This is a genomic window from Streptomyces anandii JCM 4720 (genome assembly GCF_014650655.1).
Taxonomy (GTDB): domain Bacteria; phylum Actinomycetota; class Actinomycetes; order Streptomycetales; family Streptomycetaceae; genus Streptomyces; species Streptomyces anandii.
The window spans coordinates 187860-200798 of sequence record NZ_BMVJ01000003.1 but is presented as its reverse complement, the minus strand read 5'-3'; the positions used below and the strand labels follow the sequence as shown (position 1 = coordinate 200798).

The following is a 12939-nucleotide window of genomic DNA, read 5'->3' as shown; positions in this document are numbered from 1 at the left end:
CACCCCGGCCGGTCACGGCGGAAGCGACCACCGATGGACTCACAAGGCCCGGAGGTGGTGACAGGAAGCTGAAGCGCCGCCGCTGCGTTGACGATTCGACTGCGGAGTCGAAGAGAAACTCGCACCGTCGTCCGAGAGGGGACGTACACAGGTGCTGAGTGCACTGTACCACTCCCGGTCGCCGCGCGGCCCGGACGGCACCCGGGGTCCTCTAGGCTGACCCCGATGTTCAGTCCCGAGGGTCCCACCCTGCGTGAGCTCGCCGTACAGGCGCTGTCGTCCGTCGAGCGCGGATACGACCTGCTCGCGCCCAAGTTCGACCGCACCCCCTTCCGCACCCCGGGCCCGGTGCTGGACGCCGTGGGCGCGGCACTGGAACGCGTCGGGCCCTTCGGCGACGGACTCGACCTGTGCTGCGGCACGGGCGCGGGACTCGACGTGCTGGCCCGGGTCTGCCGCGACAGCGTCACCGGGGTCGACTTCAGCACCGGGATGCTCGACGTCGCCCGGGAGCACGCGCCTGTCGCGGGTCCCAGGGTCTCCTTGGTGCGCGCCGACGCCCGCGCCCTGCCGTTCACCGCGGCCTTCGACCTGGTCGTCGGCTTCGGCGCGCTCGGGCACTTCCTGCCGCGTGAACTGCCCGGTCTCTTCAGGGGCGTTCACTCGGCGCTGCGGCCGGGCGGGCTGTTCGCGTTGCCGGTGTTCGCCCCGCCGCGCCCCGGCTCGGGGGCGTACTGGACGCTGCTCGGCTTCGACGCGGTGATGCGGGTGCGCAACGCCCTGTGGCGGCCCCCCTTCGTTATGTACTACCGCGCGTTCCGGTTCCCGGACATGGTGCGGGAGTTGGAGACGGCCGGACTGCGCGTGGAGCTGCACGCGCTGCCCGAGTTCGGCCGGCGCGCCGACGGCAGCCCGCGGGCCCGGCTGATCGCGGCGCGCAGACCGCGCTGAGCCGTCCCCCGGCCGCGGTGCGCCGCCTCAGACGGCCGCCGGCAGGGTGAACTCGTAGACGAGCGCGTCCTGCCGGGCGTCCACGATCAGGTCGGTGATCTCCAGCGGGCGCGCGAACTGGTCGTGGACGCGCCGGGTCACACGCACCGAGGGCCCGTCGGTGAGCGGGGTGATCGAGTCCCGGTGGTGCAGGGTCAGCCCCGCCCGGCGCATCCAGTCGTAGGCCCGGCGCAGTTGGGCGGCGCCCGAGCCGTCGGCGCGGTCGCGGTAGCGGCCCAGCTCCTCGACCTCGGCGAGCGCGACCGTCGAGAAGGAGGTCACGGCGGTGCGCAGCGCGCTGCCGTCCGCCGCCGCCGAGTGGTAGCGGTGCACCAGGGTGGGCCGGAGCGGGGCGAGCCCCAGGGCCGCCGCGTGCTCCGGCGGGGGCGTCTCCCAGGTGATCGTGGCCCGGTCGCGGGCGCCCGGGTCGGCGGCACGGGCGCCCACCGGGAAGGTCAGGGTGGCCGGCGCCTCGACGGGCAGTCCGGGCAGCGTGACATGGCTGCCCCGGCGGTCGGTGGCGACCAGCCCGTCGCGCCGCAGCACCTCCAGCGCCTGCCGGACGGTCTCCCGGCTGACGCCGAAGCGGACCGCCAACTGCCGTTCGCTGGGCAGCCGTTCACCGGGAGCGGCGGTTCCCGAGCGCAGCTCGCCGAGCAGGCGGGCGGCGACCTTCCAGTAGAGGGGGCCTTCGTCCTCCGGGTCCGGCGCCTGCGCGGGCGCGTTCGTCGTCGGGTGCTCTTGCGGGGTGGTGCGGGCCATGCCGCGCCTCCTGGTTCGGTGACGTACCGTAGCCGTGCGGGCTCGTTGCGCCACCAGGTCTAACATTGGTCTAAACCAGAAGGGAAGGGCGGTCCGGCATTCAGTCCGAAACCCGCCCGCCCCCGCCGCCCCTCACGCCCTTCCGCCGGCCCTCACAGGGCGCTGTAGAGCGCGTCGATCAGCGCCATCTTCCGCGGATCGTCGGCGATGTGGGGCCCCATCCGGTTCATGACGTACCCGAGCGACACCCCCGCCTCCGGGTCGGCCAGACCGCAGGAGCCGCCGAAGCCGTCGTGTCCGAAAGCGCGCGGATTGGGGCCGTAGGAGCCGTTCGGGCCGCTGAGCCAGAGGCCGAGGCCGGTCTCGGTCTCCCGCTCGAACCCCGCCCCCAGCACCAGGTCGCGGCAGCCGCCCTGCCCCTCGCGCACCCGCTCGGCCGCCTCCGGGGACAGCACGCGCCGGCCGTTCGGGGCGCCGCGCCCGGCGAGGACGCCGTAGAGCGCGGCGACCGCCCGCGCGGTGCCGTGACCGTTGGCGGCCGGGATCTCCGCGGCCCGCCACTCGGGTGTGTTCGCCTCGGCCGCGCCCGCGAGCGGATTGGTCAGCGCCGCGATCGCCGCGGGTGTCAACTGGCTGAAGACCTGCGCCTGTTCGCTGCTCACCTCGTTGCGGGCGTGGACCAGTTCGGCGGCCCGCCCGGCCTCCTTCTCCGGCAGGCCCACGGTGAAGTCGATGCCGAGGGGCCCGGTGACCTCGCGCTCCAGGAAGGCGCCCGGCCGCAGCCCCGAGATCCGCCGTACGACCTCGCCGACCAGGAAGCCGTACGTCAACGCGTGGTACCCGGACCGGGTGCCCGGCTCCCACCACGGCTCGGTGGCCGCCAGCCGCGCGCAGGTCAGGTCCCAGTCGTACAGGTCTGCGAGCGAGTGCGGCTCGCGCAGCCCGCACAGGCCCGCGCGGTGCGACAGCAGATGGCGGACCAGGACCCGCTCCTTGCCCGCTGCCGCGAACTCCGGCCAGTACGCGGCCACCGGGGCGTCGAAGTCGAGCAGTCCCCGGTCGGCGAGGATGTGCGCGCACAGCGCGGTCGGGCCCTTCGTGGTCGACCACACGTTGACCAGCGTGTCCCGCTCCCAGGGGCGGGTGCGCGCCGGGTCGGCCCACCCGCCCCACAGGTCGACCACCGTCTCGCCGTCCACGGTGACGGCCACCGCCGCGCCCAGTTCGGCCCGGTCGCGGAAGTTGTCCTCGAACGCCGTGCGCACCGCGGCGAAGCGCGGATCGCAGTGGCCGTGGACCTGCGGATCGTGTGCGGACATGGGCCCTCCGGGATCGACGGAACGCCGGGCCGCCTCGGTGCGGCCCCGGCATCCTGAACGTACCGACTGGTCGGACTGGAGGGAAGACGCCGGATCCGGCCCGTCCGGCTCAGGCGTACGACCTCAGCCAGCGCAGTTTCACCGCCTCCTGGTACGGGCCACCGCCCTCGTGGTCGTTGAAGTCGTAGACTTCGATGGCCTTGTCCTCGTGCGCCCAGGCGTTGAAGGCCGCGAACACCGTGGAGGGCGGGCAGGTCTGGTCCTCCAGCGCCGTCGAGAAGAGTGCCGGCGCACGGCCGCGCGCCGCGAAGTGCACCCCGTCGAAGTACGACAGCGTGCGCAGCGCCTCCTCCCCGCGGCCCCGGTGCGTCTTGAGGAACAGGCCTATCTCACGGTACGGGTGACGGTCCGTCAGCGTCGCGGCGCGCGGGAAGTCGCACAGGAACGGCACGTCCGGCGCGACCGCGGCGAGGTCCGGCACCAGGCCGCCCACCGCGATCGTGATGCCGCCGCCCTGGCTCGTGCCGATCGCGGCCGTGCGGGACGCGTCGGTCAGCGGATGCGAGCGCGCCGCCTCCACCGCGCGCACGGCGTCGGTGAACACCCGGCGGTAGTAGTAGTTCTCGGGCGCGTCCAGGCCCCGGGTCATGAAACCGGGGTACGCCGGCGCGCCGCCCACCGGATCGGCGGTGCCGCCCCCGCCGCCCCACGCGCTGCCCTGACCGCGGGTGTCCATCACGAAGTGCGCCCGGCCCGTCGACGCCCACAGCAGGTGCTCGTGCGGCAGCCCGCGCCCGCCGCCGTACCCGACGAACTCCACCACCAGCGGCAGCGGCGCGTCGACGTGCGCGGGCAGGGTGAGCCAGCCCTTGACCGGGTGGCCGCCGTACCCGGCGAAGGTCACGTCGTAGACCTTCACGGTGGTCAGATGGGTGTCGACCAGTTCGAAGCGTGCGCCCAGGTTGTGCTCGCGCGCCTCCTGGAGCGTCTTGGACCAGAAGGCGTCGAAGTCCGCCGGCTCGGCGGACGCGCTGCGGTACTCGCGCAGTTCGTCGACGGGAAGGTCGAACAGGGCCATCGGCAACCGCCTTCGCGAGGGAACACTGCGGATGATCACACCGTACGGCCGCCCTCACGGCCACCGCCAGGCACGGTTCCGGCCGTGGGCGGCGGCGCATGACGGTCTCAGGCCCGGCGTCCGCTCCACCGCGGTCCGGTACGGGCCCACTCGCGCTCCCACTCGGCCAGCCGGTGCCGCAGCGCGACGCGCCCCACCAGCGAGCGGCCGAGCAGGACGACGGCGGCCGCCCCGCACGCGCCGCAGGCGCCCAGGGCCACGGTGTGCTGCCAGACGGCGGTCTCGTCCGGGGGCGGCGGGACGCCGCGCCCGCCGGGATCCAGCCACACGCCGACCGTGTCGCCCTGCCGTGTCCCGGGCGGCACGCGCGCCACGAGGGTGTGCACCCTGTGGTCCGCGTCGCTCCAGCGCACCGCCACCCGGTACGTGTGCCGGCCGCCGCCCTGCACGGACGGCGGCGGGTCCGGCGTCCGGCCGACGACCTCGGCCCGTACGCGGTGCCGGTCGGCGAGCTCCGCCCGCTGCGCCGCGCGGGCCTGGCCGTGGGCCCACCAGCCGGTGAGCGCCCCGAGCAGGGGCGCGCCCAGGACCAGCGCGAGCGTCACCGCGAGCCCGGTCCACGCCTCGACCACGTCCGACCGGCGCCGCAGCGGATTGCGCCGCCACCGCCAGCCGCGCACGGACGCACGCATGCCGACCTCCTCGCCGGGCAGGAGAGCCCCACGCGGCCCCAGGTCCTGTCGTCGGACGACCGGCCCGGTCGCCGGCTCCCGGGCTTCGCGGGCCCTGCGCGCCGCGCGACGGCGGTCAAGGGCCCTGGTCCGTGGGGTGGTTGCCTTCCTTCGGAGTCCCCGGCCGGGCCGCCGCGAAACGTGGCCCTGCCAACGGCGCGTGAACGCCTGCCCCCACCGGGAATAGCCGCCCGGTGATCTTCCTTGCACCTCACGTGCGGGCCTTCGGGGGCCCCGCCACCGAAGCCACGGTGACAGCGAAGGAGAGTGGGAGCGATGCCGAAGGCGTACGTGTTCACCCGGTACGGCGGCCCGGAGACCGAGGCCTTCGCCGAGGTGGACCGGCCGCGGCCGGGCCCCGGCCAGATCCTGGTCGCGGTGCGCGCGGCGGGGGTCAACCCGGTCGACTGGAAGCTGCGCACCGGATACCGCCGCCCCGGCGAGAGCGGCGAGCGGGACTTCCCGGTCGTCTTCGGCAACGAGGTGTCCGGAGTGGTCGAGGAGACCGGCGAGGGCGTGACCGGCTTCGCCGCCGGCGACGAGGTGTTCGGCAACACCGCGGCCGGCGGCTACGCGCGGTACGCGCTGCTGCCCGCCCCGGTCGCCGCGCACAAGCCCGCCGGGCTCTCGCACACCGACGCCGCCACCCTCCCCGTCGCCGCGGCCACCGCCTACGACGGTCTGCGCCAGCTCGCGCTGCCCGCGGGCGCGACCGTGCTGGTCACCGGCGCGGGCGGCGGGGTCGGCGCGGCGGCCGCGCAGATCGCCCGGGCCTTCGGACTGAACGTCGTGGGCGTCGCGAGCGAGGGCAAGAAGGACTTCGTCGAGGCGCTCGGCGCGGTGCACGTGCCCTCCGGGGCGGGCTGGGCCGAGCGGGCCCGGGCGGCCGCGCCGGACGGTGTCGACGCGGTCTTCGACCTGGTCGGCGGCGAGGTGCTCACCGAGGCGGCCGCACTGGTGGCCGACCGCACGAAGCTGATCACCGCGGGCGCGCCGGCCCGGGACGTCGAGGAACTGGGCGGTGCCCGGGTGGCCCGTGCCCGCACCGCGGCCGTCCTGGACGAGGTGGCGCGACTCGTCGTACGCGGGGAGCTGGATCCGCACGTGACCCGGACGTACCCGCTGGAGCGGGCCGGTGAGGCGCTGCGCGCCGTCGAGGACGGGCACGCCCGCGGCAAGATCGTGATCGAGGTCGCCGCATGAGCGAGGCGGCGGCGGTGACCGCCGACGGGAAAGGCGTGGCCGGGGTGGCCCGGTCCCTCGGGGCGCGTGCCGTCCCGGGTGCCGGGCACGTGCTCGACAATCCGGTGCTCAGCGCGCTGACCGGGCCCCACGCCCACTTCGCGGAGCGGCACGGCCGGGTGCTGCGCTACCCGGTCGAGGTGTCCCCGTGGCTGGCCCTGCCCGATGAGCCGGGGGCCGGTGACTGGGCGGACGTCGCGGCCCTCGCGGGTGCGGGCGGAGAGGTCGCCCTGGCGGGGTTCGCCGGGGGCCTGCCGGACGGCTGGGAGGTCACCTTCCGGATTCCGGGCGTGCAACTGGTGGACGACGGGCTGGCCGCGGCCCCCGATGCGGAGGCGGTGGTCCTCGGTCCCGGTGACGTGCCCGAGATGCTCGACCTGGTCGCCCGTACCCGGCCGGGCCCGTTCCTGCCGCGCACCCTCGAACTGGGCACCTACCTGGGCATACGCCGTGACGGCGCACTGGTCGCCATGGCGGGGGAACGGCTGCGCCCGTCCGGCTGGACGGAGATCAGCGCGGTCTGCACCGACCCCGCCTTCCGCGGCCAGGGCCTGGCGACCCGGCTGATCCTCGCCGTCGCCCACGGCGTCCGGGAGCGCGGCGAGACCCCGTTCCTGCACACCGGCGCGGCGAACACCGGGGCGATCCGGCTCTACGAGTCACTGGGCTTCCGGCTGCGGCGCCACGTCACCTTCCTCGGCGCGCGCGTGCCCCGGATCCCGGCTCAGGCGTCCTCGGGCGGCCGGGGCCAGTCGTTGTAGCGGGTGAGATAGGCGGCGAAGCGCTCCAGGTCGTCCTCGGGCCAGTCGGCGAGCCGCTCGCGGAAGGCCGCCCGGCGGCTCTCGGTGACCTGGGCGAGGATCCGGCGGCCGGCGCCCGTCAGGTGCAGCACCTGCACACGGTGGTCGTCCGGGTCCACGCGCCGCTCGATGAGCGCGGCCCGCTCCAGGGCGGCCACCTGCCGGCTGACCGTGGACTTGTCCAGCGCGTAGTGGGCGGCCAGGTCGGTGGCGCGGCAGCCGCCGCTCTCCTCCAGATGCCCGAGCAGGGTGTACGACACCAGGGACAGCTCGGGGTGCATGCGGCCCGCCGAGGCACGCGCCCGGCGGGCGAAGATCGTCATCTCGCGCTGGATGGTCTCGACGGCCGCCTCCCCGGCGGCGCCGCGGGAGACGGCGCCGCTCCCGTCCGGCCGTTCGGCTGCTGACACGGAATACCTCCCCGGCTGCTCCGGTTGCATAGTACAACTGAACTGCCCGGGGTGAAGGCCGCCAGGACCGAAGAGACCCTCGGCGTCCGCGCGTTGTTAGGGTGGGCTGCGGCCGAGAACGGCCGCGCGGTCTTTGAAAGGTCCCGGCCCGCATGCCCGTACCCCCTCCGCCCGCGCCGTCCCGCTTCGCGCCCGTGCCGTTCCCGCCGTCGGCACGGGAGGCCGCCGTCACGGCGCTGCGCGCGGCCGGCTGTGTGTTCGCCGAGGACGAGGCCGAACTGATCCTCGCCACCGCGCGCACCGAGCAGGAGATCACCGACCTGGTCGCCCGGCGCGCGACGGGCCTGCCCCTCGAACACGTCCTGGGCTGGGCGGAGTTCCACGGCCGGCGGGTCGCCGTGGAACCAGGTGTCTTCGTGCCCCGGCGCCGCACCGAGTTCCTGGTCGACCAGGCGCTCGCCCGAGTCCCGGACGCGTCGGTCGTGGTGGACCTCTGCTGCGGCTCGGGCGCGGTCGGGGCCGCGCTGGCCGCCGCGCTCGGACCGGTCGAACTGCACGCCGCCGACGTCGACCCGGCCGCGGTGCGCTGCGCCCGGCGCAACGTCGAGCCCCTGGGCGGCCACGTCCACGAGGGCGACCTGTTCTCGGCGCTCCCGGCGGCCCTGCGCGGCCGCGTCGGCATCCTGGCGGCGAACGTCCCCTATGTGCCCACCGGTGAGGTCGGCCTCCTTCCGCCCGAGGCGCGGGAACACGAGCCGCTGGTCGCCCTGGACGGCGGCGCCGACGGCCTCGACGTACTGCGCCGGGTCGCCGCCGGGGCCACCGAGTGGCTCGCCCCGGGCGGCTGCCTCCTCGTCGAGACCGGTGAGCATCAGTCACCGGCGGCGCTGGCCGCCTTCACCGGCGCGGGCCTGACCGCCCGCCTCGCCGCCCACGAGGAGCTGTACGCCCACGTCGTGATCGGCGAAAGGTCCTAGGTGTATCGGTCACGAGCGTTGACAACGCTCGTGACCGATACACCTGGGCCGGTCACCGCGTCGACTGGACGCGGGCCACCAGCAGGGCCACGTCGTCGTGGTTGTCCGGCTGGTGGAGGGTGCGCAGGAGGAGGTCGCACAGTTCCTCCAGCGGGCGGGCCGGGTCGTCGAGCAGGGTCAGGAGCGTCTGGAGACGTTCGTCCAGCGGATGGCGGCGGGTCTCGACGAGCCCGTCGGTGTAGAACACCAGCCGGTCGCCGGGCTCCAGGTCGAAGGCGGTGGTGGAGAAGGGGATGCCGCCCACGCCCAGCGGGACCCCGGTCGGCAGGTCGAGGAACTCGGGCGGGTGGCCCACCCGGATCCGGGCCGGCGGCAGATGGCCGGCATTGGCGATGCGGCACTGCCGATTGCGCGGGTCGTGGACGGCGTAGAGGCAGGTGGCGATCGAGTGGTCCAGGCCGTCGGTGATCCGGTCCAGGTGCTCCAGCAGCCGGGCCGGGTCGAGGTCGAGCGAGGCCAGGGCCTTCGTCGCGGTGCGCAGCCGCCCCATGGTGGCCGCCGCGCTGATCCCGCTGCCCATGACGTCGCCGACGACCAGCGCGGTCTTGTCGTTCTCCAGCGGGATCACGTCGAACCAGTCGCCGCCCACCTCGATGGTGGCGCCCGCGGGCTGGTAGCGGGAGGCGACCTCCAGGCCGCCCGTGACGGACGGGTGCCGGGGCAGCAGGCTGCGCTGCAGCGTGAGGGCGGTGTCGCGGGCGTTCTGGTACCAGCGGGCGTTGTCGATCTGCACGGCCGCCCGCGATGCCAGCTCCCGGGCCAGCAGCACGTCGTCCTCGCTGAACGGCCGAGGGTTGTGGGTGCGCTTGAGGTCCAGCGCGCCCAGCACCTCGCCGCGCGCGATCAGCGGCACGGCGAGATACGAGTGCACGCCCAGCCGGTCCAGCAGCACCGCCGCCTCCGGTGAGCGGGCGATCCGGGCCAGGTCGTCGTCCTTGACCTGCGCCACCAGGACCGGGCGTCCGGTGCGCACGCACTCGGTGACCAGGCGGTCCGGGCCGTAGCTGGCGATCTGACCGGGAGGGTCGGCCGCCTCCAGCGCGTCGGCGGAGTGCTCCGCGCGCACGGCCAGGGCGCGGATCACCGCCGGTTCGGCCGGGCCCAGGCTGCTGCGCCGGCCCGCGACCACCGCCTCCAGCAGGTCGACCGCCGCCACGTCGGCCAGCTCCGGCACGGCGACCTCGGCCAGCTCCCGGGCCGTGCGCTCCAGGTCCAGCGTGGTGCCGATCCGGGCGGAGGCGTCCGCGATCAGCGCCAGGCGCCGGCGTGCCGCCTCCGCCTCGATGCCCGCCCGGTACTGCTCGGTGACGTCCACGATCGACACCGCCACGCCCAGCACCGTGCCGGCCGCGTCCTCCAGCCGGTAGAGCGAGACCGTCCAGGCGTGGTCCTCGTCCGGGTCGGCGGGGGTGCGGCCCACGGCGAAGACGTCGACGAGGGGCTGCCCCGTCTCCAGCACCTGCCGGGCCGCGCCCTCCAGGGTGTCCGCGTCGATCTGCGGCAGCACCTCCGGGATCATCCGCCCCACGTGCTCGCCGGCCGGCACCCCGTCGATCCGCTCCAGGGCCGGGTTCACCGAGACGTAGCGCAGCCGGGTGTCCAGGACGGCCAGCCCGATCGGGGACTGCGAGACGATCCGCGCCGACAGGGCCACCTCGCGCTCCAGCCGCCGGACGGTCGACTGGTCGGCGGCGAGCCCGAGCGCGTACACGTCACCCCGGTCGTCCAGGAGCCGCATGTTGCGGAACTCGACCAGACGGGTGCTGCCGTCCTTGCAGCGGATGGGGAAGGCGCCCGCCCAGCCCTCGCCGGTCTGCAGCACGTCGGCGAAGAGCTTGACCACCAGGTCGAGGTACTCCTCGTGGACCATGATCCGTGCCGCGTACTGCCCCAGCGCCTCCTGCGCCGAGTAGCCGAAGAGCTCCTCGGCCTGCGGGCTCCACAGCACGATGCGCCCCTCGGCGTCGAGGACCACCGAGGCCACGCCGAGCACGTCGAGCAGCCCGCTGGGCCGCACCGGTCCGCGCACCGGCCCGTCTCCCCCGGCCGAGGGAGCCCCGGCTGCAGTCATCCCACGCACCGCCTTCGCCCGTCCACGCGGCCCGTCGTCCCCGTGCGACACACCCTGTTGTACCGCGCCCGCACGCTTTTTTGAGACGGTCCGGCGCTGCTTCCACCATCTCTCAACACGGCGGCGCCCGTCCCGCCGAATGGCCCGGACGGACCGCCGCGGGAAGGAGGCAGGTGGTGGTGCCGTTTGCGGGCGTCGGTGCTTTGCTGAGGGGTGAGGGTGGGGCGCGGCCCGGGGGGACCCCGTGCGGTACCGGAAGGAGCGACCACCATGGACAGTGAGCGAGGGCACCCGGAATCCGTCTCGGTGGAGCTGAGCGGATGCAGCAAGGAGGACGCCCGGACGGTGTTCGACGCCCTGTGCGCGTGCTTCTCCTCGGACCGGTGCGCGGAGGACGTGCCCCGCGACTACCACGAGGTGCGGCCTACGGTGTGGCTCGGCACCTTCGACGTGGCCGACGCCCACGGCGGGGACTGCGGCCCGGCCAGGCTGGGCGCCTCCGTCACGGCCGACGCGCAGGGCGGCTACTGGGCGATCGACCGGTTCCGTACGACGCTGGACTCCCTGTTCACCGTCCAGGACCTGAGCTCGGCCTCCGGCGACCAGGAGAGGGAGCTGCACGTCCGCCTGGAAAGCCGCTGAGCGCCGTACGGCCACTGGGGTGAGGCACCGTGGGCGGTTCCGGCCGACGCGGACGGTGCCGCCCCGGCGGGATCCGCACGCCCCCGCGTTTTGCAACTAGTTGCATAATGGCCCCTCCGTCCTCTACAACTACGAGGACGACACCGCGCACGGAGGGGCCCGATGAGCCGATACCCGCACCTGCTGAGCCCGCTCGACCTGGGCTTCACCACGCTGCCCAACCGTGTCCTGATGGGCTCCATGCACGTCGGCCTGGAGGAGGCCGAGCGCGGCTTCGAGCGGATGGCGGAGTTCTACGCCGAACGCGCCCGCGGGGGAGTGGGCCTCATCGTCACCGGCGGCATCGCCCCCAACGACGAGGGCCGGCCCTACGAGGGCGGCGCCCGGCTCACCACCGAAGAGGAGGCCGCACAGCACCGGATCGTCACCGACGCCGTGCACCGCGAGGGCGGCCGGATCGCCCTGCAGATCCTCCACTTCGGCCGCTACGCCTACCACCGCGACCTGGTCGCGCCCAGCCCCCTCCAGGCGCCCATCAGCCCGTTCGTGCCCCGCGAACTCACCGACGCCGAGGTCGAGCGGACCGTCGACGACTACGCCCGCACCGCGCGCCTGGCCCGCGAGGCCGGCTACGACGGCGTGGAGATCATGGGTTCCGAGGGATACCTCATCAACGAGTTCATCGCCGCCCGGACCAACCACCGCACCGACCGCTGGGGCGGCTCGTACGAGAACCGTATGCGCTTCCCGGTCGAGATCGTCCGCCGGGTGCGCGAGGCGGTCGGCGAGGACTTCATCGTCGTCTACCGTCTGTCCATGCTGGACCTGGTGCCCGGCGGTTCCTCCCTGGACGAGGTGATCACCCTCGCCAGGGCCGTCGAGGCCGCCGGGGCGACCATCATCAACACCGGCATCGGCTGGCACGAGGCGCGCATCCCCACCATCGCCACCTCCGTGCCGCGCGGCGCCTACACCTGGGTGACCAAGAGGCTCATGGGCGCCGTCTCGGTGCCCCTGGTCACCACCAACCGCATCAACACCCCGGAAGTCGCCGAGCAGTTGCTCGCCGACGGCCACGCCGACATGGTCTCCATGGCCCGCCCGATGCTCGCCGACCCCCACTTCGTCGCCAAGGCCGCGGCCGGCCGTCCCGAGGCCATCAACACCTGCATCGGCTGCAACCAGGCCTGCCTCGACCACACCTTCAGCGGGCAGATCACCTCCTGCCTGGTCAACCCGCGCGCCTGCCACGAGACCGAACTCGTCCTCGCGCCGACCCGCCGCGCCAAACGCGTCGCGGTCGTCGGCGCCGGACCGGCCGGCCTCGCCTGCGCGGTCTCGGCGGCCGAACGCGGCCACCGGGTCACGCTGTTCGACGCCGCCGGCGAGATCGGCGGCCAGCTGAACGTCGCCCGCAAGGTTCCCGGCAAGCAGGAGTTCGACGAGACGCTGCGCTACTTCCGCCACCAGCTCGACGCCCACGGCGTGGACGTACGGCTGGACACCTGGGTCGAGGCCGGCGACCTGGAGGACTACGACGAGGTCGTCGTCGCCACCGGCGTCACCCCGCGCACCCCCGACATCCCCGGCGTCGACCACCCGCGCGTCCTCGGCTACCTCGACGTGCTCCAGGGCGGCGCGGCCGTCGGCGACCGGGTGGCGGTCCTCGGGGCCGGCGGCATCGGCTTCGACGTCGCCGAGTACCTGACCGACGGCGGCGACAAGGCGAGCGAGGACCCGGCGGCGTACTTCCGCGCCTGGGGCGTCGACATGGACTACCGCGCGCCCGGCGGACTGGCCGCGCCCGAGCGGCCCGCCCCGCCGCGCACCGTCCACCTGCTCCAGCGCAAGACCACC

12 protein-coding genes are annotated in these 12939 nt (G+C 74.5%); 6 read left to right on the top strand and 6 right to left on the bottom strand.

The features are described 5' to 3' along the window. The first annotated feature begins 225 nt into the window (after positions 1-225). Positions 226-951: a class I SAM-dependent methyltransferase gene (locus IE249_RS06890; protein ID WP_189703871.1), complete on the top strand. Its 726-nt coding sequence runs from the start codon at positions 226-228 to the stop codon at positions 949-951. 27 nt (positions 952-978) lie between these two features. Here IE249_RS06890 and IE249_RS06885 read toward each other — a convergent pair whose 3' ends face one another. The 4 genes from IE249_RS06885 to IE249_RS06870 all read right to left on the bottom strand — a co-directional run bounded on the left by IE249_RS06885 (position 979) and on the right by IE249_RS06870 (position 4841). Beyond that, positions 979-1752: a GntR family transcriptional regulator gene (locus tag IE249_RS06885; protein WP_189703870.1), complete on the bottom strand. Its 774-nt coding sequence runs from the start codon at positions 1750-1752 to the stop codon at positions 979-981. Positions 1753-1904: 152 nt separating this feature from the next. Then, complete coding sequence (locus IE249_RS06880) at positions 1905-3071, bottom strand: serine hydrolase domain-containing protein (protein ID WP_189703869.1); 1167 nt, start codon at positions 3069-3071, stop codon at positions 1905-1907. A gap of 109 nt (positions 3072-3180) precedes the next feature. Next, positions 3181-4149 (bottom strand): acetylxylan esterase, encoded by a 969-nt coding sequence (locus tag IE249_RS06875; RefSeq protein WP_189703868.1) that lies wholly within the window; start codon positions 4147-4149, stop codon positions 3181-3183. Positions 4150-4256: 107 nt separating this feature from the next. After that, entirely contained in the window at positions 4257-4841 is a 585-nt protein-coding gene (locus IE249_RS06870; protein WP_189703867.1) for an Rv1733c family protein, read from the bottom strand. Positions 4842-5156: 315 nt separating this feature from the next. Here IE249_RS06870 and IE249_RS06865 point away from each other — a divergent pair, with 315 nt between their 5' ends. Both IE249_RS06865 and IE249_RS06860 read left to right on the top strand, forming a co-directional pair. Then, the gene (locus tag IE249_RS06865; RefSeq protein WP_189703866.1) at positions 5157-6083 is read left to right on the top strand and encodes an NADP-dependent oxidoreductase; all 927 of its coding nucleotides are present in this window, start codon (positions 5157-5159) and stop codon (positions 6081-6083) included. Beyond that, positions 6080-6883 carry a GNAT family N-acetyltransferase gene (locus tag IE249_RS06860; protein WP_189703865.1) on the top strand — a complete coding sequence of 268 codons (804 nt, stop codon included), beginning with the start codon at positions 6080-6082 and terminating at the stop codon, positions 6881-6883. Before IE249_RS06865 ends, IE249_RS06860 begins: the two co-directional genes overlap by 4 nt. Here IE249_RS06860 and IE249_RS06855 read toward each other — a convergent pair. Continuing rightward, positions 6847-7332: a MarR family winged helix-turn-helix transcriptional regulator gene (locus IE249_RS06855; RefSeq protein ID WP_189703864.1), complete on the bottom strand. Its 486-nt coding sequence runs from the start codon at positions 7330-7332 to the stop codon at positions 6847-6849. The two genes, IE249_RS06860 and IE249_RS06855, sit on opposite strands and share 37 nt — an antisense overlap. A 152-nt stretch (positions 7333-7484) precedes the next feature. On the opposite strand from IE249_RS06855, the gene IE249_RS06850 reads away from it, so the two are divergent. Further along, complete coding sequence (locus IE249_RS06850) at positions 7485-8309, top strand: putative protein N(5)-glutamine methyltransferase (protein WP_189703863.1); 825 nt, start codon at positions 7485-7487, stop codon at positions 8307-8309. A 52-nt stretch (positions 8310-8361) separates the two neighbouring features. Here the strand turns inward: IE249_RS06850 and IE249_RS06845 are convergent, their stop codons facing one another. After that, positions 8362-10440, bottom strand: coding sequence for a SpoIIE family protein phosphatase (locus tag IE249_RS06845; protein WP_189703862.1), 2079 nt, complete (start codon positions 10438-10440; stop codon positions 8362-8364). Positions 10441-10710: 270 nt separating this feature from the next. On the opposite strand from IE249_RS06845, the gene IE249_RS06840 reads away from it, so the two are divergent. Together IE249_RS06840 and IE249_RS06835 are read left to right on the top strand one after the other, a co-directional pair. Further along, the gene (locus IE249_RS06840; RefSeq protein ID WP_189703861.1) at positions 10711-11082 is read left to right on the top strand and encodes a hypothetical protein; all 372 of its coding nucleotides are present in this window, start codon (positions 10711-10713) and stop codon (positions 11080-11082) included. Between the two features lie 162 nt (positions 11083-11244). After that, a partial coding sequence (locus IE249_RS06835) for an oxidoreductase (RefSeq protein ID WP_229857722.1) occupies positions 11245-12939 on the top strand: 1695 nt, incomplete at its 3' end.

Excerpts from the sequence above, each read along its gene's own strand:
- IE249_RS06850 (WP_189703863.1), top strand. The coding sequence starts at position 7,485 with ATGCCCGTACCCCCTCCGCCCGCGCCGTCCCGCTTCGCGCCCGTGCCG.
- IE249_RS06865 (WP_189703866.1), top strand. The coding sequence starts at position 5,157 with ATGCCGAAGGCGTACGTGTTCACCCGGTACGGCGGCCCGGAGACCGAG.
- IE249_RS06860 (WP_189703865.1), top strand. The coding sequence starts at position 6,080 with ATGAGCGAGGCGGCGGCGGTGACCGCCGACGGGAAAGGCGTGGCCGGG.
- IE249_RS06880 (WP_189703869.1), bottom strand. The coding sequence starts at position 3,071 with ATGTCCGCACACGATCCGCAGGTCCACGGCCACTGCGATCCGCGCTTC.
- IE249_RS06870 (WP_189703867.1), bottom strand. The coding sequence starts at position 4,841 with ATGCGTGCGTCCGTGCGCGGCTGGCGGTGGCGGCGCAATCCGCTGCGG.
- IE249_RS06885 (WP_189703870.1), bottom strand. The coding sequence starts at position 1,752 with ATGGCCCGCACCACCCCGCAAGAGCACCCGACGACGAACGCGCCCGCG.
- IE249_RS06890 (WP_189703871.1), top strand. The coding sequence starts at position 226 with ATGTTCAGTCCCGAGGGTCCCACCCTGCGTGAGCTCGCCGTACAGGCG.
- IE249_RS06840 (WP_189703861.1), top strand. The coding sequence starts at position 10,711 with ATGGACAGTGAGCGAGGGCACCCGGAATCCGTCTCGGTGGAGCTGAGC.
- IE249_RS06875 (WP_189703868.1), bottom strand. The coding sequence starts at position 4,149 with ATGGCCCTGTTCGACCTTCCCGTCGACGAACTGCGCGAGTACCGCAGC.
- IE249_RS06845 (WP_189703862.1), bottom strand. The coding sequence starts at position 10,440 with ATGACTGCAGCCGGGGCTCCCTCGGCCGGGGGAGACGGGCCGGTGCGC.